Below are 22,080 nucleotides of genomic sequence, written 5' to 3' on the forward strand. Positions count from 1 at the left end.
GACAGGTCCTTTTAGCGCGTGAGGGGGCTGGTGGCGGCAGCGTCGTTGCTGTCGCTCAGGATCGCTGGACCTGCTTCCAGATCGGTGTCGAAAGGTGAGACGGCATACGGCTGACCCTGATTGGCAAAGAGCTTCGCGGTGGTCTGGGGGTCTTTCGGCCAGACCACCAGGTGGTCGAGGTTGACTTTGCTGGCCTTGATGGCCGCACCGTCGGGCTTCCCGTCCTTTGCCGTGCCCCGCAGCGTGAACGCATCGAACACACTGGTCATCGCGCTCGCCTCAGCCTTGCCCTTGGCGTCGGCCTTGAAATCCAGCACATGCTGCATCATCCCGAAAGGGGCCACCGCCGATTCGGTCAGGAACAGGTTGTACTGAGCGCCGGGCGTGAGGCCATCGGCCTTGAGGGTCAGGTCGTCGGTGCCCTCCAGGGAGCGGACGATGACGTGGGCAGAAAGACCTTTCAGGGCCGCCGGAAGGAACGCGAAGGGCTTGTCTGGCACGCCCAGCTTGATCTTCACCGAGGGCAGGCCCACCCGCACGGTCTTCAGGTTCTGGGTGCCGGGGCCGCTGGGAACCGCATTGGCCACGTACACCAGCGCCTGCGGCATCTGCCCGATAGGAATGGTCTTGATGACGGTGTTGGTGGCTGTATCGATCACGTCCACCGCGTCCTGGTCTTCCAGGCCCACATACACGCGCGTGTTGTCGCCGCTGGGCCACAGGCCGTGGGGCGTGAAGCCCGTGGGGATGGTGGCCACGATCTGCGGCTGCGGACCACGCTTGATCACCTTGACGACGTCCTCCCCGCCCACCGTAACGTAGATGAAGTCGCCAGCTCTGGTGGTCACGGCGTTCACGTGGTTGGTGACCTTGCCGGTGTCCAGCACATGCAGCACCTTGAAGGTGCGGGCGTCGATGACGCTCACTTTGCCCACGTCCTTGTGGGTCAACCAGACCTCCTTGCCGTCCGGCGTGACCACCAGGTTGGGCGAGAACGGACTGACCACCGGCACGCGGGCGATCACCTTGCGGGTCTGGACGTCGATCACGTCGAGCTGTGCCGTGCGGCTGGAATCCACAAAGGCGCGCCGCCCGTCCGGGCTGAACACCACCATGCCGGGACCCCCGGCCACCCTGATGCGGTCAACCTCCTTCATGCTCGCCACGTCGATGACCGAGAGGTAATCCTCGCCGCGCACCGTGACCCAGACCTGCTGGCCATCCGGCGTGAAGAACCCCTCGTGGGGGCCACGCCCGATGTACACCGTTCCCATGACCGTGTTGTCGCGGGTACGGATGATGGTCACGCCGTTCGAGGCGTTGCTGATGACGTCCAGATAGCGTCCGTCGGGTGAGAAGCCCAGGCCGTGGACATTGACCTGCATATCGTCGAGCGCCCCCAGCACCCCGGGCCGGGGATGGCCCAGCGGGATCTGGCCTATCACGGCGTTGGTTGCGGGGTTGATGACGGTCACGGTGTTCGAGGTCTGGTCGGCGGTATAGACCCGGTCGCGCGCGGAGAGGGCGGGGCCACTGAGCGCCGGGGGCTGCGGGGTGCCTCCCCCCCTGGCCTGCTGCGCCAGAGCAAGTGCGCCGGTCAGGCTGACGGCAAGGACGGTGACGAGGACGGGACGGTGAATCTGGAACATGACAACCTCAGAAGGGACGGCTCGGAAATGGCATAGAGGCGGAGCAGACTGCTTGGGTGAACGGCTTCATGACCCGTATGCCCCGCGTGCCTTTTGTGGATGCACCACCGTCTTTACCGGATCTTTATGAATACTGCGATCTGCCTGCGCTGGCCTCGAAAGCTGCGCCGCGCTGGAACAGTACGCCGCGTCTGATCGCCCGCCCATCAAAAGCAGGTTTCTCCTTTTCTTGAAGGCGAATTCCAGTGGACCGGGGGCGATCAGATCAACGCTGGCCCGGTCACGACGGTCTCACGCGACGCGCCCAGGAACCAGGACTACGTCTCGCCCCTCGCGGTCAGGCTTCCGGGTCCGGGCAGAACGACTCGACGATCAGCGGCCCGTAATAGTGAATGAAGTGAGCGCCGTGGGCGCGCAGCAGGTGACACATGCGCTGGGCCTGCACTTCATACCGCACGGCGGCCACGATAAGGACGTGCCCCCGCGCCAGTTCCAGCTCGTAGCGCCGCGCATGCTCGTACTCGTCGGTCAGTTTCTGCACGTTGCGGCGCAGGCGGGCCAGCAGGCCGTGCCGCTCGCCCGTGAAGTCGAGGCGCTCCTCGCCGGCGTCCCCCATCAGCAATTCCAGATCCTGATCGCGCAGGTGTTCTTGCACCCGCAGGTCACGCAGCGCAGCCTCCGCGTGATCAGGATCGTCCAGCACGCCGATCATGTGGTTGGCGAACGAGGCCAGCATCCGGGGGCGGTGGTGGGCGGCGCTATTCATCTGGGAACCTCCTGAACGGGGACGTCCAGGGCGTCCCCATCCTGCCGGGCCACTGTCCCGGTGTTGCGTTCTGGCGCTGTGTCACGGGCTGGTGCGGTCCGGCGCAGTGCTGCTCTCCGCTTTGCGGGTTTCCGGCGTGTAGTGGGCGCTCAGGTAGGTCACGATCCTGTCGGCGTTCTCGTCGCTGATAAACGTCGCGCCGTATTTCTCCTTCATCTTGTAGACCTCGGCGTGCCAGACCTCGCTGGGCAGAGGCGGCTGGGACGTGATCAGGGTGGTGGCGTGGCACACGCTGCAATTGCTGCGGACCAGTTCCACGTTTTCCCCCTCGGCCAGGGCGGGGGTGTCCTGCGGAATGGGGCCGATGGCGTAGCTGGCGTCCGTGGTGTACGCGCCGCTGGCGGCCTGGTCAATCACGCCGCGCATCTGCTCGGCGTACTGGGCCATCGTGTTTTGAGGCTGGGTGGTCTGGGAGCTGGTGGTCTGAGCTGTGGCGGTCTGGGCCGTGGAGGTCTGTGGTCTGGCCGTCTCAGCGCTGCCGGACGCAGTTTCAGGCGACGCGGACACTGCGGCGGATTTGGGATTCGCAGCGGCCTGCGCTGCTGGGGCAGCCTGTGCTGGGGACGGTGCGGGGGCAGGGGCGGAGACGGGGGCCGTAGCCGGAGTTGCGCCAGTGGTGGCCGTGGCGGCTGGCACGCTGTTGTTGCGGACGCTCAGCGTGACCACCGGAACCACCACGGCCAGGACGGCGAGGGGAAACAGCAGCCCCATCAATTCAGGATATTTCATGACGCTCCTTTAACCGGCCTGGCCCACGGTGACCGTCTGACGCTCCACCGTGGTCCACAGGTAGCCCGACGGGTTCCAGATGGCCCCGTCCGGCTGATTTCCGCCGCTGGTGTCGGTGGCGCGCACGGCCAGGGTGTACTGACCGGGTTTCTTGGGCGTCCACGCAAAGGTCCAGGGGCGGAAGGCGTAGCGCCCGTGGTCCTCGCCCAGCTTCGCGGCGCTCCAGGTCTTGCCGCCGTCGCTGGAGACCTCCACCTTGTTGACCTTGCCGCGCCCGCTCATCGCCAGCCCCTGCACGGTCATGGGCAGTCCGGCGGGCACCTTGACGGTCTCGTCCGGGGTCACGATGAACGAGCGCACGGGCATACTCCCCACCGGGCGCAGCTTGACCGTTTTGTCCTTGACCGCCTGCGGCGTCGTGTTCCCCCGGGCGTTGTCGGGTTGCAGGTACGCCGTGGTCATCCAGAAATTGTCGTCCGGCTGGGTCAGTACCCGGATAAAGCTCAGGGTCTTCATCCAGTACGTGGCGAAGTAGCCGGGCACTACCAGCCGCACCGGAAAGCCGTTGACCAGCGGCAGCGGCTGGCCGTTCATGGCGTAGGCGACGATGCACTCGTCCAGCACCGGATCATCCAGGTTCAGGCTCTTCTGGTAGCTGGCCCCACCGCTGCCGGGCGCACCTGCCCCGGTGTCCAGGCCCTGGAACTGCACCTGTACGCCGCCGGGTTTGAGGCCCGCGCGGTCCAGCAGGTCCCGCAGGCGTACCCCGGTCCAGGTGGCGCAACCCATCGCGCCGTTGCCCCACTGCCCGCCGGGACGGCGCGGCTGGAAGCGGGCGCGGCTGTTGCCGGTGCACTGCATCACCGCGTTCACGCTGACCGCCTCGAAGTCACGCAGCAACTCAGCCAGGCTCAGCGACACCGGCTTGTTCACGTTGCCGCTCAGCTTGAGCCGCCAGGTGCCCAGGTCGACGCTGGCCGGAAAGCCCGACAGATTGGTGCGCACGAAGAATGCGGCGGTGGGCGTGAACGCACTTTGAAAGTAGCTGCGCGGCGTCTCGTACAGCGGTGGACGGTCCACCAGGCGGATCAGCGGCACCTTCTGCGGCAGGGCGATCAGCGGCCCCAGACCGTTCCAGGCGTCCAGGGGGCCGGGACCGCTGAAGGTGGGGGCGGGCGCGCTGGGCAGGCTCTGCTGGGCCAGGGCGCTGCGGCCCAGCGTCAGGGCAGCGCCAGCGGTGCCCAGCAGTCCCAGAGCGCTGCGGCGGGTGAGTGGAGCGGATGAATCGGACATACGTGGACCTCCTGGAACGGGGTGGGGGGAGAGGCTGAGGTGCAGGGTGTCAGACGCGATATTCAAGCGCGGGGCAGGCCGATGGCGGGCAGGGCGGGCACCTTTCCCAGCAGTTCCCCACGCCAGACGCCGTGCGCGGTGCGGACCGTGACCAGCAGCCACAGCACCGCCAGCACGGGGACAAACACTTCTCCCAGGCCCGTGAAAAAGCCCAGGTGGGTCAGGCTGCCCAGGCTGAAGGTGGAGGCTGTAAAGACGCCCAGCGGGAAGGTGAACGCCCACCAGCCCAGGTTGAACGGCAGGCCCTGCCGGATGAAACGCAGCGTGGTCAGCGTGGCCAGCGCCAGCCACCACGTTCCGAAGCCCCACAGCACCAGGCCGCCCAGCAGGCCCGCGCCGGTCAGGATCGGGCCGAGTTCCCCCAGGCCCTGCGCGGCCAGCACGCGGGGGGCGGCCTCGCCCAGTTGCAGCAGGGCCAGCGCGCCGGTGCCCAGCGGCCCCAGGGGCAGGAACATGCTCACGCCCAGCTCGGCCCCCGGCAGCTTGTGCTGGGCCAGCCGCAGCACGAACACGGTCAGGATCATCAGGGCCAGCGGCACCGACAGCGCAAACAGCACGTAGCCGCCGTAGATCAGCGGCGTGGCTGCCGCCACGCCCAGGTGCGGCGCGATCTGCCCGGCGCTGGCGGCGGCCACTTCCGAGGCCACCACGGGCAGCAGCCACAACGCCGTCATGCGTTCCAGCGCGTGGTCCTGGCGGGTGAACATCAGGTACGGCACCAGCAGGCCCACCGCCGCCGACAGCGCGGCGTCGAAGACCCACAGGTCACGGGCCAGCAGCGCCGCGTCCACGCCCCAGCGCGGCACGCCGAAGACGATCAGGCCGTTGATGATCGTGGCCAGGCCCATCGGGATGGCCCCCAGGAACATGCTCTGGGCCGGGTGCAGCAGGGTGGCGCGGCTGTCTGCCGGGTGCAGCAGGATGCGGGCCAGCGACAGCACGGTCAGCGCGGCGAAGATCAGCATGTTCAAGATCCACAGGCCCTCGCCCAGCGCCGCTGTGCCGGGGAGGGGCAGGTGGGGCAGCATCAGGGACACGATGCCGGTGCCCATGCTGGCGGTAAACCAGTTGGGGGTCAGCCCGCGCAGCACGTCGCTGGCAGCAGTTCTGGAAGTGTCTGGTGCGGAAGGGTGGGCAATCATGACGTCAGCGTAGGCCCGCCTTTTTATAAACTCAAATAGCCATTCGCTATAGCAACCCAAATTTGGTGTATATCTGGATCATGCCCCTGAACCCCGATCATCTGCTGACCTTCGTGCGGGTGGCCCGTCACGGCAACCTGAGTGCGGCGGCGGGCGAACTGAACCTGACGCAGCCCGCCGTGTCCAGCCAGATCAAGCTGCTGACGCAGGCGGTGGGCGAGCCGCTGCTGACCCGCCACCGTTACGGCGTCCGGCTGACCCCGGCGGGCCAGGGCCTGCTGCCGCACGCGGTGGCCGTTGAACGCGCTTTGGCCGGGGCCACGCGCTACGCCGCCGATCTGCGCGGCCTGGAAACAGGCACGCTGAACATCGCCGCCAGCAGCACCATCGCCGCAGCCCTGTTGCCGGGGGTGCTGGCGCAGTACCACGCCCGCTTCCCGGGGGTCACCCTGCGCGTGCAGCAGGGCAACACCGGGGAGGTGCTGGCCGCGCTGCTGGACGGGGCCTGTGAGCTGGCACTGATCGAGGGGGTGGCCGGAACGCTGCCTGCCGACCTGATCCGGCGCACTTTCGCCCAGGATACGCTGCGGCTGGTGCTGGCCCCGCAGCATCCGCTGGCCCAGCATTCGGCGCTGAACGCCGCGCACCTGAGTGGGCTGGGGCTGGTCTGGCGGGAGCCGGGATCAGGAACCCTTGAAGTGGCGCGCTCTGCGCTGGAGCGAGCGGGCATTCAGACGCGGGAGGTTCTGACCCTGACGGGCAGCGAGGCGGTCAAGGAGGCGGTGATCAGCGGCCTGGGGGCGGCGTTCATGTCGGAACTGATCGTCCGGCGGGAGGTGGCGGCGGGGGTGCTGGCCAGTCCGCCCCTGGAACTGCCCGGCCTGGACCGCCGGCTGGACGTGGTGGGCGCGCCCACTGAACTGCTGTCGAGGGCCGTGCAGGTCTTCGTGACTTTCCTGGAACCCGCCGGATGAGGGAGGGGAGGGGAGTCCCAGATCTCGGCCCCGCCTGTCAGCCAACCTTTTGCGGAGGTCTGAGAGAGGAAGAGCCATCTGAATGATCCGGGACGAGGCGTGCAAAAACGCCCGATAACGCAACGAATTGGCTGCTCCCATCCCGACAGCCTCCCCGCCTTGCGAAACTCTGTTGCACAATGATTTACACTGGCAACACGTTTTCGCAACACTGGAGGCTCCATGCAAGTCGGTTACGCCCGCGTCAGTAAACAAAATGAGCAGGACACCGCCGCACAACTTCGTGCATTGAAGACGGCAGGAGCAGAGCGCGTGTTTACCGAACATGCTTCTGGTGGCCGCTGGGACCGTCCTGAGCTGCACAAGATGCTGGATCAGCTCCGCGCCGGAGATGTGGTGGTGGTCTGGAAACTGGATCGCCTCAGCCGCAGCCTCAAGGATGTCTTGCACCTGATGGAGCTGCTGGGAGAGAAAGGCGTGGGGTTCCGAAGTTTGACTGAGGCCATAGATACCACCACGCCCGCAGGCCGAATGATGATGCAGATGGTGGGAGCGTTCGCCGAATTTGAGCGGGCCATGATCCGCGAGCGAACGAATGCAGGGCTGGAACAGGCCCGATTGGAAGGCCGCGTTGGTGGGCGCAAGCGCAAGTTGCTGCCGCACCAGGAGCAGGACATTCGTGAGTCGGTGGGGGCTGGGCAGCGCACTGCGGCCCAGTGCGCCCGTTTGTTCGGCGTCCATCCCAGCACCATTACCCGACTGTTGCAACGCCAGAGCTAAGGCGATGCCCGTCGAGTTTCTGAGCGACGAACAGGCCGCACAGTACGGACGCTACGCGGGCGATCCCACCCCCGAACAACTCAGCAACTTCTTTTTCCTGAGCGAAGCCGAACTGGCCCTGATTGCCGAACGCCGCCGCGATCACAACCAGCTCGGTTTTGCCGTGCAGCTCTGCACCCTGCGCTTTCTCGGTTCATTCCTGCCCAACCCTGTGCAGGTGCCGTCCATCGTGGTCCGCCACGTCGCTGATCAACTTCATCTGCCCGCCCGCGTGATCGCCCGCTACGCCCTGCGCGAGGAAACCCGCTACCAGCACCGCCGGATCATCGTGGCTGCTCTGGGCTACTGTGACTTTGACGGCGGGCAGGCCGTGCGACTGATTCGCTGGCTGTACGCTCAACTGGCACTGAGTGCGCTGCGGCCATCGGTTCTTTTTGATCTTGCCACGGCCCAGTTAATTCGCCGGAAAGTCGTGTTGCCAGGCGTCACCGTCCTGGCCCGACTGATGGCCCGCGTGCGCGAACGCTTTCATGCCCGCACCTTTGAACAGCTCAGCCAGAAGCTCAGCCTGGCACAACGACAGGCGCTGGAAAATCTGCTCATCCTTCCGTCAGACGCGCGGTTCACGCCGCTGGAGGTGCTTCGCACCTCCCCCACACGCATCTCCTCACCCGCTCTGAAAGCCGCGCTGCACCGCATTGAGCAGATTCGCGATCTTGGAGTCAGCGACATTGATCTGAGCGAGGTTCCCCAGTCACGGCAGGCCCTATTGACCCGCCACGCGCAGAGCGCCTGGGCGCAGACCCTGCTGCGGATGGTCCCGGCACGTCGTCAGGCCACGTTGCTGATCTTTCTGCAAGCCCTGGAGCGCAGCGCCACCGACGACGCCCTGGATCTGTTCGATCAATTTATGACCCACCTCACCCTAACGGGAGAAGTGCGGCGTAAGCAGGAACGGCTACGGACACTCAAGGATCTGGACCAGGCTGCACTGAGACTACGTGACGCCGTGCGGGTGTTGCTAGACGAAACCATTTCAGATGGAGACTTGCGCGAGCTGGCTTTCCGCGCGGTGAGTGCAGGTGAACTCCGTCAGGCTGTAGCCACCGTCAGCGCACTGGCGAGCGAGGATGCCGACACCAGCCCAGAAGCGCTGAGCAACGCTTATGGCACTGTGCGGCGCTTCCTGCCTGCCTTTCTCCATACCGTCGAGCTGGACGGCACGGCCAGCGCCCGGCCCCTGCTAGACGCCTGGACCTTTTTGAGAAAGCTGGAAACGAGTGGCCGGGATAGACCGCAGTGGAAAGACGCCCCCAGGGGATTCGTGTCGCGGGTCTGGCAGCGGCGGGTTTTCCCGCACGGCGGGAAGACTGATCATCAGGCGTACACCCTGTGTCTGCTGGAGCGGCTTCAACAGGCCCTGCGGCGGCGTGAGGTCTTTGCCCCTGGCAGTGACCGCTACGGCGATCCCCGTGCCGAGTTGTTGCAAGGAGCGTCCTGGGACGCCGTGAGCGACGATGTGTGCCGCGCCCTGAACCGTTCGCTGGATCCCCAACCAGAGCTGGAACGTCTGCGCCTTGAGCTGGATGGTGCCTACCGCGAGGTGGAGCGCACCTTGCCCCAAAACACGGCCTTGCAACTGGATGGGCAGCCGGGTGGAACCCGGCTACGCCTGACGCCTCTGGAACCAGCCCCTGATCCGCCCAGCCTTCAGCGGCTTCAGCAGGCGGTGGCCCAGCGTCTTCCCGCCGTGCCGCTGGCCGCCTTGTTGCTGGAAGTGCATGCCTTTACGGGGCTGGCCGATGCCTTTACCCACGTCACCGATGGCACCTCCACCTTGCGGGACTTGCCTTTAAGTGTCACAGCGGTTCTGCTGGCCCAAGCGTGCAACATCGGTCTGGCGGCGGTGGCCGCGCCAGAGGTTCAGGCGCTCACCCTGTCGCGCCTGTCATGGGTTCAGCAGAACTACGTCCGCGCTGAGACCATCACGGCGGCCAATGCCCGCCTGGTGGACGCCCAGTTCGCCCTGCCGCTGGCGCACACCTGGGGCGGAGGTGAAGTGGCATCCGCCGATGGGCTGCGCTTTGTGGTGCCAGTGAGGACCCTGCACGCCGGATGGAACCGCAAGTATTTCGGCTCCCAGCGTGGCGTGACGTACTACAACTTCACCAGCGATCAGTTCACCGGCTTTCACGGCATCGTGATTCCGGGGACGCTGCGCGACTCGCTGTTCATCCTGGCAGGCCTGCTGGAACAGCAGACCCGCCTTGACCCCCGCGAGATTATGGCCGATACGCACGGCTCCAGCGACGTGGTGTTCGGGTTGTTCGCGCTGCTGGGCTACCGCTTCAGCCCCCGGCTCGCCGATCTGCCCGATCAGCGCTTCTGGCGACTGGACCGCGAGGCCGATTACGGCGCGCTGGATGACCTGAGCCGCCACGTCGTCGATGAGCGGCTGATCGCCGCCCACTGGGAAGACATGCTGCGCCTGGCTGGATCACTCAAGCTGGGCAAGGTCAAAGCCACGGCGGTGATGCGAACCTTGCAACGCGGCGGCAGCCTGTCGGGTCTGGGACGGGCTATCGCTGAGTTTGGCCGCGTCGAGAAGACCCTGTTCCTGCTGAACTACGTCGGGGATGAGGCGTACCGGCGGCGCATCCTGCGGCAGATCAATCGGGGCGAACAGCGGCACGGCGTGGGCCGGGCTGTGTTCCACGGACGGAAGGGCGAACTGCGGCAGAAATACAGGGAAGGGATGGAAGATCAACTGGGCGCGCTGGGGCTGGTGGTCAATGCCATCGTGCTATGGAACACCCGGTATATGGGCGTTGCCCTGGACGACTTGAGACAGGCCGGGAAGATTGAGAACGAGCGGGACATCTCCCGCCTGACGCCGCTTTTGCATGGGCATATCCGCATGCTGGGAACTTACGAATTCAAGCTGCCAGAGGAGATTGCCCAAGGTCAACTGCGTCCCCTGCGTGATCCTGACACCGTGCAGGCGTACCTTGAGCAGATTGAATTGTGATCTGGAACCCAAGGGCGGATTTCTGTTCCTTCGCTAGTCAGACCCCATTCGCTCCCTGGCCCCGGCACCCATTCCTGTACCAGCAACCGGGCCTGCTCGTCCAGCACAAGTTCGTACCGGACGTCGTCGAGCACGAAGGTCTGGGCGAAGGCGCACCCTGCCGCTTGGTTGACCTCGTGTGCTTCCCCAATGAACTCCGCTCCATATCGTCGCCATTTCTGGCGCACGGAATCCAGTAAGGCGGCGAGGGCCTCGGCGGCGAGGGGCGGTAAAGCGGCGTGTTCCTTTGTCTGATTCGTCACGCCGACTCCACTTCGACCGGCACGGCCTTCCTGCGTTCATACAGCGCGCACAGGCCACTGGAGTTGGCCCGGGAGTACTCCAGGATGGCGTCGGGTTCACTGGTGCCGGGCTTGAGCCCCAGCGCCCCGAGTTGCTCGGCGGTGGCGAGGTGATCGGGGTAGGTCTGCTGGTATCTGGGGCGGGGGATTGGTTTCGTGCGGGCCATCGTAGGTCACCACCTCAGAGTTCCCACCAAGGGGACGTGCTCAGTCTAGTGTGGCGAGGCTGCTGGACAGCGATTGTCCGGCACTGAGCCTTCCCCCCATGCTTCGTATATTTATAGATATTTGTAACTCTTGGCCTGGCCACATTCAGCTGCTGCCTTTCTGCCCAGCCTCTTTTTCTGGATGCTCGTCCTCCCGCCTCCCAAGCGTCTCACCCGCTCTTTCTAAGGCTGAGGCGACAGCTGCAAGAGTATGTTCGTCCACCCTGGCCGCTGCTGCCTAGGTCGCATGTTGCCTCCCGCTGATTCGTCATTGTCTAACAGGATTGAGGTGCTCCGGGCACACGCAGAGGCTCAGGCAGCGTAAACGCGGTGCAATGGGGAGGGTTCTGCACTCATATCTCGTCAGATATATTGACTCCATCCGTGACTAGCCGTGCCGCATAGAGTGACGCATGCCCATGGACGACGGCCGGCCGAAGGTCTTTATCTCGTACTGCTGGGAGCTGCCCCTCACGGTCGAACGCGTTCACCAGCTGGCGGACTTCCTCGACGCCCACGGCGTGTATCTGGAGATGGATCGCTATCAGCCCGCCGGCACCAACCTCTACCGCTTCATGCAGCAGATGGTGGAAGACCCCGCCATCGACAAGGTGCTCTGTTTCGTCGACCGCGCCTACCACCGCAAATGCCTGCTGGGAGAGGGCGGGGTCGGCACGGAGGCCACCATCCTGACTCCCGAGGTGTATGCCCACGCGGCCCGGGGTGACCTGACCACCGCCCGCATCGTGCCGATCCTGTTCGAGCTACCGGCAAACACCGCGCAGCCCATGCCCACGATGTTCGCCACGGCTAAATACGAGTACATGGTCGATCCGCAACGGGACGACCAGCATATGGAACAGCTGCGCCGCCTCGCGTATGGCCAGCCCGCCCACGTCCGCTCGAACAGCCCACGGGCGCCAGAACATCTGCTGGCGCCGGACACCCCCTTCGGCACCGAGGTGCAGGCCTTCGGCTCACAGGTGGGCTACCACCTCAAGCAGGGTAAGACCAAATTGGGCCTGGCGGCGCTCGAAGATCACCTGCAGGCTCTCCTGACGCAGCTCACCCGAGACGACGACCACCTGTTTCCCAGCGCCGCTGAGTACCACGTCAATCGCACGGAGCTGCTCCGACGGGCCATCGAGCGCCGCCTGCCCCTGGTCAGCGCCTATGGACGTGCCCTCGACGCGTTTTTGAAGTACGGCGAGGACACAGCCCTCGCGCTGCTCTCGGAATTGTTTGGTCGGGTGTTGACCTTCAACCTGAATGCTCGACTGCTGCCCGCACAGGACGTCAGCCGCCTGCTCACGCGGGAACTGGTGGTGTGGGCCGTGGCCCTGCATCTGCGGCACCGCCGGTATGAGGCCGTGCACGCCCTGATCGACGAGCAGTACCGGATCAATGACCAGCGTGCCTGGCTGCCGTATGACTACCTGGCCTACCCCCCAAAGGATCTGCGCGATGACCGCTTCCTGAGCGAACAGTCCCAGGCCATCTGGGCCGGCACGGGCCTGCCCACCGAGGAGGCCGTGCAGGCCGAGGTGGTACTGGCCGTCTGGGGGGCCGCGAATGATCTAGCAGAGGTGGGCTGGCCCTGGACGAATGAGCGGATCTGGCTGTACCACCACCCCGCACTGTTCCAGCGCGTGCGGAATGTGCCGACCCTCCACCCGCTCCAGCAGGTGTTCGGCGTGCCGCCCCGCGTGCTGGTCAGCCGCCTGGAGGCGTTCGCCACCAAGCGGCCCGGCGGGCGCCTCAACTGGCGCTCTGTGTTGGCCCTCGACACCCTCAGCGCTGTCGCCGAGTCCAGTTGAGAACGGCAGCTGGAAACGCCCCGACTTGAGGGTGCCGAGGCCGGTCAGTCCGACGGACGTGGCTGGGTCAAGCCGGTTCAGGGTTCTGTTGATGCAGTCGGCCCACATCGATCATGTCAGCCAGTGGTGATAGGGCGACCTCGCCGAAGGGGAGTCATCAAAGCCCCGGTCAGTCAGCCGGCCCCTCATGAAGCAGCATAAGTCGGCGCCTGAGCCGGCTGGCCAATTCCTGCAGCTCTCCTGGCTCCATCTCCATGACCCCATGCTCGGCCATCAGGAAATGAAACTGCTGCGCCGCGTACGGCACCCCCGGCGGGAGCGGCACGACGTGCCAGTGCACGTGGCGGTTCCCCTGCTGGCTCCCCAGCGACAACACGTACACCCGCTCGGTGGGGAGCTCCTGCTCCAGGGCCTGGCCCACGCGGTACACCACGGTCTGCAGCCGCAGGTACTCCCTGGGCGTGAAGTCGGCAATCACCCCTTCCCGGTGCTCACGGGGCGCGATGAGCACGTAGCCGAGCGCCTGGACGAGCTCCCGGCCCCCGGCATCCGGGGAGCGGGCCAGGAACGCCACGGCGAAGTCATCCTCGAACACCCGGTGGTGGGCATAGTCGGGGTGCCCCTCGAGGCAGGCACAGATGAAGCATGGGCCGTCCTGGGTGTGGCGGACGGAGGCGTCGAGGTCGTAGGCCTGTCGGGGGCGCATGCCTGACCGTAGCACCGGGGTTGCCGATGACCAGCTGGACGTGGGAGCGCTGAACCGTCACGGATCGGGAGCCACCGCCTCCCCACGAGATACGCTGGTGCATGACCCGATTTCTGGAATACACCCTCCGTGAGCAGGCCGGCGACGTGCTGGTGTTCGAGGACATCACCGGCCATGAGCGCCGGGTGGCCTTCAAGATTCTGGACGTCAGCCGGCCCGGCACGCCGCCCCTCTATGGGGTGCATCTGACCTCCGGGGCCTGGCTGGCGCTGGATCATGCCGGACAGTTCCGACCCCTCAACCTCACGCCGCAGCGCAACGAGATCGATGCCCTGACCCTCTTCCTCTCGTTCGTGCGGCGCGCTGGCGTGCTCTATGACCAGACGGATCAGGTGGCGGTGTAAGTCAGGCGCGGATGCCCCGCCGCCGCGGTGCCAGCACGGCTCCCCGGGTGCTGGGCCTCGGGGGCGGCGCCGGCTCGGGCAAAACCACCCTGGCCGAGGGTCTAGTCGAGGCGCTGAGCGCCCAGGTGCTGCACCTGGATGATTTTAACTTTCAGGACGGGGCGCGGGGGGTCTTCGTCACGAACGCCGAGAGCGGAACGCGGCACCTCGACCTCAATCATCCCGCCTCCATCGATGTGGGGCGGCTGCTGGCTGAGCTGGATCGGCTGGGTCAGGACGGCGGCGTGCGCACGGTCATCGTCGAGGGGCACCTCGCGCTGGCCCTGCCGGGCCTGCGGGCGCGGCTGGACAGTTCGCTGTTCGTCGACCTGCCCATCGACCTGTGCATCGTCCGCAAGCTGGTGCGCAAGGTGGGACAGGGCGCGGACGCGGCGGTGGTCGCCCGGAACTACCGGCAGAGCGGCCGACCCGGGCACCTGCTGTTCGTGGCACCCTCCCGCCGGCACGCCGACATCGTGCTTGACGGCCTGCTGGAGCCACAGGAACTGGTGCAGGCGGCGCTGCAGCAGCTGGCCGCTCTGGGCCTGATCTCTGTGACGCCCCCTCCTGGCTGATCTGGTCTGTCGGGCCACAGGCCCTGGTGGCGCTCCAGCGGGGGAGGACGCCGCCGCACGCCGAGTCCGCCGGGCTCACCGGATGTCGCCGCAGACGACCGGACACGCTGACCCTTGCGCGCCTATAACACTGCTATGCCTCCCTCGTCGTTCGACGCCTGGCACTCCCTGGTCTTCAGGGCCGCCGCCACCCCCCAGGCCGCTCTGGCGATCCTGGATGATCCGCCCGCCTCATTGACGGCCGACCAGTGGGCGCGCGGTCAGTTCTGGAAGGCCTGTCTGCAGTGCCAGCTGGGACAGACGTCGGCCGCCCTGCGGGCCCTGAGCGCCGTGGACGAGCACGGACACTGGCTCCCGTCCATCCGGCTTCAGGATCATGACCTCGACGCCATTCGCACCGATCTTCAGTTCGCCGCCCTGGAACAGCAGTGGACGGCCCGTTTCCACCGGGAGGCCGCCCACCACCGCGCCACCCTGGAAATCATCGAGCCGTCCAGGGCACCGGGGGGCACGCTGGTCGCGCTCCACATGAACACTGGCGATCCTGAACAGACGCGCCCGCTGTTCAGCTCCCTGGTTGACCAGGGCTGGCGGGTGGCCCTGGCGGGAAGTGGCCAGTACGTGGGGCCGGGAATGGCCGTCTGGAATGACCTCGCGCAGGCGGACGGGGAACTTCAGGAGTGGGCAAGAGCGGTGGGCGGACACCCCCTCTGGGCAGGCCTGTCCGCAGGAGGGAGCACTGTACTCCGGGGCGTCCTGACCGGCGGAGTGCCCGCCGTCGGCGTGCTCGCCATCGTGCCGAGCGTGGCGGCCCGTCCGATCTGGCTGCCAGATCGTCCGGTGCCGGTGCCGGTGGCCCTGATCCTGGGGGAGGGAGACGGGTATACCCCAGGGGGGCTGAAGCTGGCAGAACGGCTTGAGGAGGTGGGGCTCCAGGTGCGGGTCTGGATCCACCCAGGCGGCCACGAGGTGCCGGCGCACTGGGAGGAGCTGAGGGCCGAGGCCCTCGACTGGTTGGGCACGTCCACGCCCTGATCCCCGTGAACAGCGTGAGGCCGAGCGCGCTTGCAGCCCCCACCACCTGCCGCCGCCACGCTCAGCGTCTCCTCCCCTCACAGCCCCAGCCACGCCCCGAGTCCAGCCGCCACCAGCACCACCCCCGCCGCGTTCAGCCGGGTGCGCTACCGAACGCCCACAGCGGAAGGGCGCCGAGTCTGCGATGCTCAGGCCCGTGTCACACCACCTTCAGGAACTCCTTCATCATCACGGGGCGCTGCGTCCCGGGCACACCGTCTTCCGCAGCGGCGGACACAGCGATGGGTGGATCGAGAAGGGCAGCGTCATGCGTCATCCGAGGGTGCTGGAAGAGGTCGCCCGCTGGCAGGCCGCGCAGGTGCGAGAGGCGTTCCCCGCCGTGACGCTGCTGGTGGGGGCCCCGGCCTGTGGCGCGGTGCTCGCGACCCTCGTGGCGCGGGAACTGGACGTGCCGGTGGCGTACGTCCTCACCGACGGCGACCTACGCTGGCACCGCATGCATGAGCCTGAGGCAGGGTACGGGGTCGTCTACATTGATGACCTCATCTGCACGGGGGAGGGAAGCCGGCTGGTCGTCGACTTTTTGCGTACCCAGGGCCAGGAGGTGCTCGGCGTCAGCGCGTGGGTCAGCCGGGCCGCGCTACCAGTGCCCCTGGTGACCCTGCTGCCAGCTTCGTTCGAGACGTACGTTGCGGCGATATGTCCCCTGTGCCGGGAGGGCGAGGCCGTCCAGCACGTCGATGTCCGCGAGTAGGGCACCCATCCACCCCGCCCTGGGGCCAGCTGTGACGGTATCAGGGGCGCGTGGAATGCTCAGCCCCAGGACATCCCTGCACCTGATCGTGGTGGCGTGGTCGCCGGCATCGTCCTCAGGTGTAGATCAGGCACCCGCGTTCCCGCAGCGCCTCAAAGGCGACCGGGAGTTCCGTGAGCTGGTTCCAGCGAACGTCCAGCTTCTCCAGCCTCGGCAGGCCCGCCAGGCCCTCCGGCAGGGTGGTCAGCGCGTTGGCCCGCAAGTCCAGGAACCGCAGGGACGTGAGGCGCGCCAGCGACTCGGGCAGCTCCGTCAGGGCGTTGAAGCGCAGGTCGAGTTCGGTCAGCTGGCCCAGGTCGCCCAGGGAGTCCGGGAGCGACACGAGCCCGTTGCCCTGCACGTTCAGCTTCTCCAGGCGCGCGCAGCGCCCCAGGGCGTCCGGCAGGTAACGGAGCTGGTTGTTCATGACGTGTAGCTCGCGCAGCCGCGTGAGATCGCCAACGCCCTCCGGTAGGGCCGTGAGCTGGTTGTGGTACGCCCGCACCTCCTGCAGCCCGCGCAGCTCCCCCAGCCAGTCCGGTAGCTGGGCCAGGGCGTTGTCAGTCACGTTCAGGTAGCGCAACCGCGCCAGGGTACGGAGTGACGTGGGCAGCTCCGTCAGGTGGTTGTTGCTGAGGTACAGGAACTCCAGGTGCCCCAGGGTCTCGAAGACGTCTGGTACGGCCCTCAGGGCGTTGTGGCCGAGGTCGAGCATGCCCAGGTTCGTGAGCTGGCCGAGCGCGTCCGGCAGGGACTCGAAGGCGTTCGCCGAGAGGTTGAGGGTATGCAAGTGCGTGAACCCCCACAGCCACGCCGGGACGTCGCGCAGCCCGTTGTCGTACACGCTCAAGACCCTGGCCCCCGAACAGCGGCGCAGGGCTTCGGGCAGGGTCGTGAGGGCGGAGGCGTTGAGGTTGAGGTGATCAGTCACGAAGGTGGGGTCGTGATCGAGCGCCGTGAGCAGGGCCGCGCCCCGCTCACGTGGGGTGTGCTGGTGGAGTGGGACGGCCGTCCGGGGCGTGCTGGTCATGTGTCACTGTAGCGGTGAGGCACGACCGGCCGGGACGAAGGTACGGGGAGAACGGAGGACGGAAGGATTCGCCTCACCCCGCGGGGTGAGGAACAGTCAGCGGGTCAGGGTCACCTGGACGCGGCCGTCGGGAAGGACGCGGAGACGACGGACGATCCAGGGACGATCACCGTCGAGGAAGCGGGACTCACCCTTGACGGGGCAGCTGGCGACGGGGAGGATCATGGTGCGGGTTCTGGAGGGTGTCATGCCCGGCATGGTCAGGCCCGGCCCGGGCACGGCGTGGTGAGGGGGCGTTGCCATGCACCCTTGCTCGGCGTCCTCGTCCGAACCTGGGTACCAGATCTGGTGTGCCGGACGGAGCCGAAGAACCGGTGTGGCGGCCTGGTGCGGATCAGGGGGAGGGGCGTCGAGGGGGGCTGGCGAAGTCGTCTCCGTGATGCCGCGCAGTCTGCCGAGAGCAACAGGCCGCCGGGATAGGGATTCTTCCTCTAGTCAGTGATCACGGTCGCCGCCAGCCAGAAGTGGTTCCCAGTCACTCCTGCCGGGGCCGCGCAAAGAGCACCGCCAGCAGCGCCGCCAGCATGATCAGCACTGCCACAGTCCATCCCAGGGGCAGGTGCGCGGTCTCGGTGCGGCTGGGCGAGTGTGCCGCGATAAAGGCCTGAACGACGTGCAGCGGAATGGATTCCCGCCCGGCCAGCTCGCCGAATTGCTCCGGCGTGTAGACCAGCGTGAGGGTTCGCACGAAGGGGTCGACCGGGGTGCCGAGTACAGCGAGGCTGGCGGCGATGGCACTCAGCGCCGCGACGGCTGGAGGCACGAGTTGGGTCAGGACGCCGGCCAGCACGAACACGCTGAGGCCGCGCCCCCAGACCAGCCCGGTGCCGCCCCAGAACTCCGAGCGCATGACCGCGCTGCCCGGCCACCACGAGAAGTCCAGGGCGCCTCGGGTACTGGTGAGCAGCGCACCGATCAGCACGGTGACGGTGACGGCCGCGACGCCCGCCAGCAGCCGGACGCCGAGCACCCGAGCGGTGGAGAGCGGTTGCAGCCGCAGGAACCCCAGGCCGCTGTTCAGGCGACTGCCGAAGAGCGCCCCGACCAGCGTGGCCAGCAGCGGCGCCCACCAGTCGAACCACCGGCCGGCGAAGAGCAGGGTGACCGTGCACGTCGATTCCTGGTCGGCGAGCAGCCCGGCGTACAGGGTGCAGGCGGCGCCGGTCGCCCACGGGCCGAGTTCGTGCACCGCCGCGAACGGCGGCAGTCCGGGCAGGGCGCGCGAGGCGTAGCCGAGCCCCAGCAGCAGGGCGAGCCCAGCGAGCAGCGCCAGGGGAGGGCGGACGTGTCGCCATTCGAGCCAGATCACGCCGCGCCGCCCAGCAGGTCGGCGTACGCGTCGGCCAGGGGCTGCGGCTTGCTCTGCACGTCCACCGGCTTCAGGTCGGCCAGGGCGGCCAGCAGGGCGCCGGGTTCGCCCTGCACCTGCACGGTCAGCGTCCGGCCCTGCACCTCACAGTCCTGGACGCCCGGCACGGCCCGGAGACGCTGGATGGCGCCGGCGGGCAGCACGTCCGGCAGAATGGCCTGAACGATGGTGTGCTGCGCGCGGAGGTCGTCGAGGTCGGCCTCAAGAATGATCCGGCCGCCTCTGAGGAACGCTCCACGGTCGGCGAGCCCCTCGACTTCAGGCAGCACGTGCGAACTGAGCAGCACGCTGTTGCCGTTGGACGCGTAGGCGACGAGAAGCTGGGCAAGTCGCCGGCGGTGATCCGGGTCGAGCCCGTTGGTCGGCTCATCGAGCAGCAGCAACTCGGTGCTGCTGCCCAGGGCGTAGGCGAGCGCCAGGCCCATGCGCTGCCCGGTGCTCAGGCGGCCCGCCCGCTGATCCAGCGGCACGTGCAGATCGGCGGCACTCTCCAGGGCCCGCTCCAGACTCCAGCGCGGGTAAATCCGGCGACCAAACTCAAAGTGCGTGCGCGCCGTTTCCTGCGGCATGACGGCGCCACCGGTGGGCACGTACGTCACGCGCCCGCGCACCTGCGGGCCAGTAACGTTCTCGGGCAGATCCAGCACGCGCACGGTGCCGCCCTGGCGCGGATGCAGGCCCAGGACGCTGCGCATCAGGGTCGATTTGCCGCTGCCGTTCTGGCCGAGCAGCGCGGTGATCGAGCCCTGCGGCACCTGCAGATCGGCCCCGCGCAGCACCGTCCGGCGACCGTGCCGGGCGACCAGACCCGCCACCTGCAACGCCGTCACAGGGCCTCCCGTTCCCTGGACAGGGTGAACTGCTCGAACAGGGCGCGGAGGTCGGCCAGCGTCAGGCCGCTCGCGGTCATGCGGTGCAGGAGGTCATGCAGTTCCTCAACCAGGGCCTGCCGGCCCGCCTCAGTGACCGAGGGGGTCGCGGGCGCCGTCCGGACGGTCGTGCCCGCCCCAGCCCGGCTCTCGATCAGGCCCTGACGCTGCAATTCGGCGTACGCGCGCGTGACGGTGTTGGGGGCCAGGCGCAGGGTGGCCGCAAGATGACGCACGGTGGGCAGCGAGTCGCCCGGGCGAACGGTGCCGCGCTGGATCGCGCGGACGAAGGCCTGAGTGATCTGCAGGTAGATGGGGACGCCGCTGTGAGGATTGATCTGCGGGGTGATCCACTCCAGGACGCCACGCCCATCTGGAAGGTCTTGTGTCATTAGAATGATACATTGATCCAATAGGCTGGGCGTGTCAAGAGGGCGGGAGTTGGGAAAGCGTCGTACACCTTCCAGGTGTCCATCTCGGCTGCAGGGGGGAAAGAGGTGAAATAAAACGGAGATCCAGATGGCCCTGTCGGTAACCGTCCGCTGCGCCGGGAAGCCACCACACCCCTGACCAATCTTTGACGAGGAGTGCCAGACCGCTTCGTGCAGTGGCTCCTCCAGCCTTCCGGCAGGGCCGCCACACCCAGGACACCGGTTCAGGGCAGGACAAGACCCCAGCTGTCCACTCCTCAGGCAGACTGGGCTTGACAACTCATCTCCTCAGGCGGACTATGTAGACAGACAGAGCTCTGTAGGGGCCGCAGCCGCGCGGGACGCCACGCGGTCGACGCCCACCCTCTCCCGGAGGCCCCATGAACCCCGACCTGCTGCGCGGCAACCTCGACCTGATCCTGCTCACCATCCTGGAGACCCGGCCCCTGTATGGCTTCGCCATCATCCAGGAGGCCAAAGACCGCACTGGGGGACTCCTCGACTTCAAGGAGGGCAGTCTGTACCCGGCCCTGCACCGCCTCGAACAGGACGGCCTGCTCGCCGCCCAGCTGGCGGAGCTCGGCCGCAACGGCAAGCCCCGCAAGTACTACGCGATCACCGACATCGGCCGGCAGACGCTCCAGACCAAGCGCCAGGAATTCGATGCCTTCACCGGCGCCGTGCAGCGTCTGAGCGGGAGTTGAGCCGTGACCTCCCGCGTGGACACCCCCCGCCCGGCCGCCGTGACGGCCTACCTGCGCCGCGCCACCTGGGGCCTACCCAGAGCCCAGCAACAGGCCCTCTGGGACGAACTTGAAGAACATCTGCTGAGCCGCGCCGAGCGCCTCGAACTGGGCGGACTCTCACCCACCCACGCCCTTCTCCAGGCCACCCGTGAACTGGGTTCACCCAGCCGGGTGACCCTGGGCATGACCCAGGTGTACGCTATGCCAAAACTGTTGATTGCTGCCGCAACCGCCGCCCTCGCGCTCAGTGCCGCGCTGTACGCGCTGGCGGGGGGAAGCGGTGGGGGCGTCATCACCCTTCCTGTGCTGACTGTGCAACCGGTCGCCCCCTCCTGTGTCCAGGGCGTTGTTCCCAGCGGAACGTACGCAAATGTGGTGCACCAGGGCCAAGGCGTCACCTGCACCACCCCCAGCGCCTCGGACGCTCAGACGCTGTCGCTGAGCCTGGATACCCTACTGAGCCTGGCCCAGGCGCTCGGCGGCAGCGTCAAGCGCCAGCCTACTGGGTGGTACAGAATTCAGCTGGGCAGCACGACAAAGACCGGCTGGGCGGAGGTGCCGGTGTCCTTCCAGAGTGCCGGCAAACCCTACTTCTACGCCCGCACGCTGTTCGGAATCACTGACCCTCAGACCACCGTGCTCAGGGGTTACGCGCAGCCGGCGCTACTCATCGGTGGGCACCAAGCGACCTTTGACACGCGTCGGACGCCAGCCGGCCTGGTCGGTCAGCTGTTTTACAACAGCATCACCCTGCCGCTCCTGGACTTCATTCTGCCGGAATCGGTCAATGAGACCACGTTTGGCCGCAGCGTCGCGCCGGCACAGTCCCGATACACGCACACCCTGTCGACTGCCCTGTCGCCCGATGAGGTTGTGCTATTGGTGACCCGGCCAGCTGCCACCGGCGCCAAGACGTCGACGGACTACCGTGTGTCGATCGCGCCCGTCGGGACGGCAGGCACCGTTGCCATCAACAGCGATCAGGCCCGACTCCGCTTCGTCTCCGATCCAGCTCTGTTGGGCCCCGCTGCGGGTGGTCGCCTCAATGCCTTGCTCGTCCGGATTACCAACATCCCACTGAGTGCGCTGAGGGAGGGCATCATCACTCCCGCTCAAGCCAACTCCGACGCCCGATAGATTTCCGCCCAGTCACACTCCTGGCTGGGCGAAAATTGCTC

At 67.0% G+C, this 22,080-nt stretch carries 23 protein-coding genes; 11 read left to right on the top strand and 12 right to left on the bottom strand.

Annotation, left to right across the window (positions count from 1 at the left end; all coding sequences use genetic code 11):
• Positions 1-11 precede the first annotated feature (11 nt).
• Positions 12-1,649 carry a beta-propeller fold lactonase family protein gene (locus HNQ07_RS21225; protein WP_184115560.1) on the bottom strand — a complete coding sequence of 546 codons (1,638 nt, stop codon included), beginning with the start codon at positions 1,647-1,649 and terminating at the stop codon, positions 12-14.
• Positions 1,650-1,705: 56 nt separating this feature from the next.
• On the opposite strand from HNQ07_RS21225, the gene HNQ07_RS21230 reads away from it, so the two are divergent.
• Positions 1,706-1,882 (top strand): hypothetical protein, encoded by a 177-nt coding sequence (locus tag HNQ07_RS21230; protein ID WP_184115562.1) that lies wholly within the window; start codon positions 1,706-1,708, stop codon positions 1,880-1,882.
• 104 nt (positions 1,883-1,986) lie between these two features.
• Here the strand turns inward: HNQ07_RS21230 and HNQ07_RS21235 are convergent, their stop codons facing one another.
• The 4 genes from HNQ07_RS21235 to HNQ07_RS21250 form a co-directional block, all read right to left on the bottom strand.
• Complete coding sequence (locus HNQ07_RS21235; protein WP_184115564.1) at positions 1,987-2,415, bottom strand: hypothetical protein; 429 nt, start codon at positions 2,413-2,415, stop codon at positions 1,987-1,989.
• Positions 2,416-2,496: 81 nt separating this feature from the next.
• Positions 2,497-2,862, bottom strand: coding sequence for a c-type cytochrome (locus HNQ07_RS24265; RefSeq protein WP_229782269.1), 366 nt, complete (start codon positions 2,860-2,862; stop codon positions 2,497-2,499).
• A gap of 351 nt (positions 2,863-3,213) precedes the next feature.
• On the bottom strand, positions 3,214-4,497 hold the full coding sequence (locus HNQ07_RS21245) for a molybdopterin-dependent oxidoreductase (RefSeq protein ID WP_184115568.1): 1,284 nt from the start codon (positions 4,495-4,497) through the stop codon (positions 3,214-3,216).
• A gap of 62 nt (positions 4,498-4,559) precedes the next feature.
• A complete protein-coding gene (locus HNQ07_RS21250) occupies positions 4,560-5,699 on the bottom strand; it encodes a TDT family transporter (RefSeq protein WP_184115571.1) in 1,140 nt (379 codons plus the stop codon).
• Positions 5,700-5,779: 80 nt separating this feature from the next.
• Here HNQ07_RS21250 and HNQ07_RS21255 point away from each other — a divergent pair, with 80 nt between their 5' ends.
• The 3 genes from HNQ07_RS21255 (at position 5,780) to HNQ07_RS21265 (ending at position 10,481) form a co-directional block, all read left to right on the top strand.
• Complete coding sequence (locus HNQ07_RS21255) at positions 5,780-6,673, top strand: LysR substrate-binding domain-containing protein (protein ID WP_184115573.1); 894 nt, start codon at positions 5,780-5,782, stop codon at positions 6,671-6,673.
• A gap of 222 nt (positions 6,674-6,895) precedes the next feature.
• The gene (locus tag HNQ07_RS21260) at positions 6,896-7,453 is read left to right on the top strand and encodes a recombinase family protein (RefSeq protein ID WP_184115575.1); all 558 of its coding nucleotides are present in this window, start codon (positions 6,896-6,898) and stop codon (positions 7,451-7,453) included.
• 4 nt (positions 7,454-7,457) lie between these two features.
• On the top strand, positions 7,458-10,481 hold the full coding sequence (locus tag HNQ07_RS21265; protein WP_184115577.1) for a Tn3 family transposase: 3,024 nt from the start codon (positions 7,458-7,460) through the stop codon (positions 10,479-10,481).
• 298 nt (positions 10,482-10,779) lie between these two features.
• Here HNQ07_RS21265 and HNQ07_RS21270 read toward each other — a convergent pair whose 3' ends face one another.
• Positions 10,780-10,989 (bottom strand): hypothetical protein, encoded by a 210-nt coding sequence (locus tag HNQ07_RS21270; protein ID WP_184115579.1) that lies wholly within the window; start codon positions 10,987-10,989, stop codon positions 10,780-10,782.
• Positions 10,990-11,441: 452 nt separating this feature from the next.
• Between HNQ07_RS21270 and HNQ07_RS21275 the strand changes: the two genes are divergently transcribed.
• Positions 11,442-12,845: a toll/interleukin-1 receptor domain-containing protein gene (locus tag HNQ07_RS21275; protein WP_184115581.1), complete on the top strand. Its 1,404-nt coding sequence runs from the start codon at positions 11,442-11,444 to the stop codon at positions 12,843-12,845.
• 169 nt (positions 12,846-13,014) lie between these two features.
• On the opposite strand, the gene HNQ07_RS21280 is transcribed toward HNQ07_RS21275, so the two are convergent.
• Complete coding sequence (locus HNQ07_RS21280; RefSeq protein WP_184115583.1) at positions 13,015-13,551, bottom strand: HIT family protein; 537 nt, start codon at positions 13,549-13,551, stop codon at positions 13,015-13,017.
• A 101-nt stretch (positions 13,552-13,652) separates the two neighbouring features.
• On the opposite strand from HNQ07_RS21280, the gene HNQ07_RS21285 reads away from it, so the two are divergent.
• The 4 genes from HNQ07_RS21285 (at position 13,653) to HNQ07_RS21300 (ending at position 16,358) form a co-directional block, all read left to right on the top strand.
• A complete protein-coding gene (locus HNQ07_RS21285; RefSeq protein WP_184115585.1) occupies positions 13,653-13,955 on the top strand; it encodes a hypothetical protein in 303 nt (100 codons plus the stop codon).
• Positions 13,956-13,966: 11 nt separating this feature from the next.
• Complete coding sequence (locus HNQ07_RS21290) at positions 13,967-14,569, top strand: uridine kinase family protein (protein WP_184115587.1); 603 nt, start codon at positions 13,967-13,969, stop codon at positions 14,567-14,569.
• Between the two features lie 135 nt (positions 14,570-14,704).
• Positions 14,705-15,604 carry an alpha/beta hydrolase gene (locus tag HNQ07_RS21295; RefSeq protein WP_184115589.1) on the top strand — a complete coding sequence of 300 codons (900 nt, stop codon included), beginning with the start codon at positions 14,705-14,707 and terminating at the stop codon, positions 15,602-15,604.
• A gap of 196 nt (positions 15,605-15,800) precedes the next feature.
• Positions 15,801-16,358, top strand: a complete 558-nt coding sequence (locus HNQ07_RS21300) for a type I phosphoribosyltransferase (RefSeq protein WP_229832260.1) — start codon at positions 15,801-15,803, stop codon at positions 16,356-16,358.
• 115 nt (positions 16,359-16,473) lie between these two features.
• On the opposite strand, the gene HNQ07_RS21305 is transcribed toward HNQ07_RS21300, so the two are convergent.
• The 5 genes from HNQ07_RS21305 to HNQ07_RS23885 all read right to left on the bottom strand — a co-directional run bounded on the left by HNQ07_RS21305 (position 16,474) and on the right by HNQ07_RS23885 (position 20,117).
• The gene (locus HNQ07_RS21305; protein WP_184115590.1) at positions 16,474-17,427 is read right to left on the bottom strand and encodes a leucine-rich repeat domain-containing protein; all 954 of its coding nucleotides are present in this window, start codon (positions 17,425-17,427) and stop codon (positions 16,474-16,476) included.
• A gap of 96 nt (positions 17,428-17,523) precedes the next feature.
• On the bottom strand, positions 17,524-17,730 hold the full coding sequence (locus tag HNQ07_RS21310; protein ID WP_184115591.1) for a hypothetical protein: 207 nt from the start codon (positions 17,728-17,730) through the stop codon (positions 17,524-17,526).
• 232 nt (positions 17,731-17,962) lie between these two features.
• Positions 17,963-18,796 carry a hypothetical protein gene (locus HNQ07_RS21315; RefSeq protein WP_184115592.1) on the bottom strand — a complete coding sequence of 278 codons (834 nt, stop codon included), beginning with the start codon at positions 18,794-18,796 and terminating at the stop codon, positions 17,963-17,965.
• Complete coding sequence (locus HNQ07_RS21320) at positions 18,793-19,686, bottom strand: ABC transporter ATP-binding protein (protein ID WP_184115593.1); 894 nt, start codon at positions 19,684-19,686, stop codon at positions 18,793-18,795. The genes HNQ07_RS21315 and HNQ07_RS21320 overlap by 4 nt, the downstream gene beginning before the upstream one ends.
• Entirely contained in the window at positions 19,683-20,117 is a 435-nt protein-coding gene (locus HNQ07_RS23885; RefSeq protein WP_191240087.1) for a GntR family transcriptional regulator, read from the bottom strand. The genes HNQ07_RS21320 and HNQ07_RS23885 overlap by 4 nt, the downstream gene beginning before the upstream one ends.
• Positions 20,118-20,536: 419 nt before the next feature.
• Between HNQ07_RS23885 and HNQ07_RS21330 the strand changes: the two genes are divergently transcribed.
• Together HNQ07_RS21330 and HNQ07_RS21335 are read left to right on the top strand one after the other, a co-directional pair.
• Positions 20,537-20,860: a PadR family transcriptional regulator gene (locus tag HNQ07_RS21330; RefSeq protein ID WP_184115594.1), complete on the top strand. Its 324-nt coding sequence runs from the start codon at positions 20,537-20,539 to the stop codon at positions 20,858-20,860.
• Positions 20,861-20,863: 3 nt separating this feature from the next.
• On the top strand, positions 20,864-22,039 hold the full coding sequence (locus HNQ07_RS21335) for a permease prefix domain 1-containing protein (RefSeq protein ID WP_184115595.1): 1,176 nt from the start codon (positions 20,864-20,866) through the stop codon (positions 22,037-22,039).
• The last annotated feature ends 41 nt before the right edge of the window (positions 22,040-22,080 follow it).

Source organism: Deinococcus metalli, assembly GCF_014201805.1.
Lineage (GTDB): Bacteria > Deinococcota > Deinococci > Deinococcales > Deinococcaceae > Deinococcus > Deinococcus metalli.

Excerpts from the sequence above, each read along its gene's own strand:
- HNQ07_RS21225 (WP_184115560.1), bottom strand. The coding sequence starts at position 1,649 with ATGTTCCAGATTCACCGTCCCGTCCTCGTCACCGTCCTTGCCGTCAGC.
- HNQ07_RS21235 (WP_184115564.1), bottom strand. The coding sequence starts at position 2,415 with ATGAATAGCGCCGCCCACCACCGCCCCCGGATGCTGGCCTCGTTCGCC.
- HNQ07_RS24265 (WP_229782269.1), bottom strand. The coding sequence starts at position 2,862 with ATGGCCCAGTACGCCGAGCAGATGCGCGGCGTGATTGACCAGGCCGCC.
- HNQ07_RS21245 (WP_184115568.1), bottom strand. The coding sequence starts at position 4,497 with ATGTCCGATTCATCCGCTCCACTCACCCGCCGCAGCGCTCTGGGACTG.
- HNQ07_RS21250 (WP_184115571.1), bottom strand. The coding sequence starts at position 5,699 with ATGATTGCCCACCCTTCCGCACCAGACACTTCCAGAACTGCTGCCAGC.
- HNQ07_RS21255 (WP_184115573.1), top strand. The coding sequence starts at position 5,780 with ATGCCCCTGAACCCCGATCATCTGCTGACCTTCGTGCGGGTGGCCCGT.
- HNQ07_RS21260 (WP_184115575.1), top strand. The coding sequence starts at position 6,896 with ATGCAAGTCGGTTACGCCCGCGTCAGTAAACAAAATGAGCAGGACACC.
- HNQ07_RS21265 (WP_184115577.1), top strand. The coding sequence starts at position 7,458 with ATGCCCGTCGAGTTTCTGAGCGACGAACAGGCCGCACAGTACGGACGC.
- HNQ07_RS21270 (WP_184115579.1), bottom strand. The coding sequence starts at position 10,989 with ATGGCCCGCACGAAACCAATCCCCCGCCCCAGATACCAGCAGACCTAC.
- HNQ07_RS21275 (WP_184115581.1), top strand. The coding sequence starts at position 11,442 with ATGCCCATGGACGACGGCCGGCCGAAGGTCTTTATCTCGTACTGCTGG.
- HNQ07_RS21280 (WP_184115583.1), bottom strand. The coding sequence starts at position 13,551 with ATGCGCCCCCGACAGGCCTACGACCTCGACGCCTCCGTCCGCCACACC.
- HNQ07_RS21285 (WP_184115585.1), top strand. The coding sequence starts at position 13,653 with ATGACCCGATTTCTGGAATACACCCTCCGTGAGCAGGCCGGCGACGTG.
- HNQ07_RS21290 (WP_184115587.1), top strand. The coding sequence starts at position 13,967 with ATGCCCCGCCGCCGCGGTGCCAGCACGGCTCCCCGGGTGCTGGGCCTC.
- HNQ07_RS21295 (WP_184115589.1), top strand. The coding sequence starts at position 14,705 with ATGCCTCCCTCGTCGTTCGACGCCTGGCACTCCCTGGTCTTCAGGGCC.
- HNQ07_RS21305 (WP_184115590.1), bottom strand. The coding sequence starts at position 17,427 with ATGACCAGCACGCCCCGGACGGCCGTCCCACTCCACCAGCACACCCCA.
- HNQ07_RS21310 (WP_184115591.1), bottom strand. The coding sequence starts at position 17,730 with ATGGCAACGCCCCCTCACCACGCCGTGCCCGGGCCGGGCCTGACCATG.
- HNQ07_RS23885 (WP_191240087.1), bottom strand. The coding sequence starts at position 20,117 with ATGACACAAGACCTTCCAGATGGGCGTGGCGTCCTGGAGTGGATCACC.
- HNQ07_RS21330 (WP_184115594.1), top strand. The coding sequence starts at position 20,537 with ATGAACCCCGACCTGCTGCGCGGCAACCTCGACCTGATCCTGCTCACC.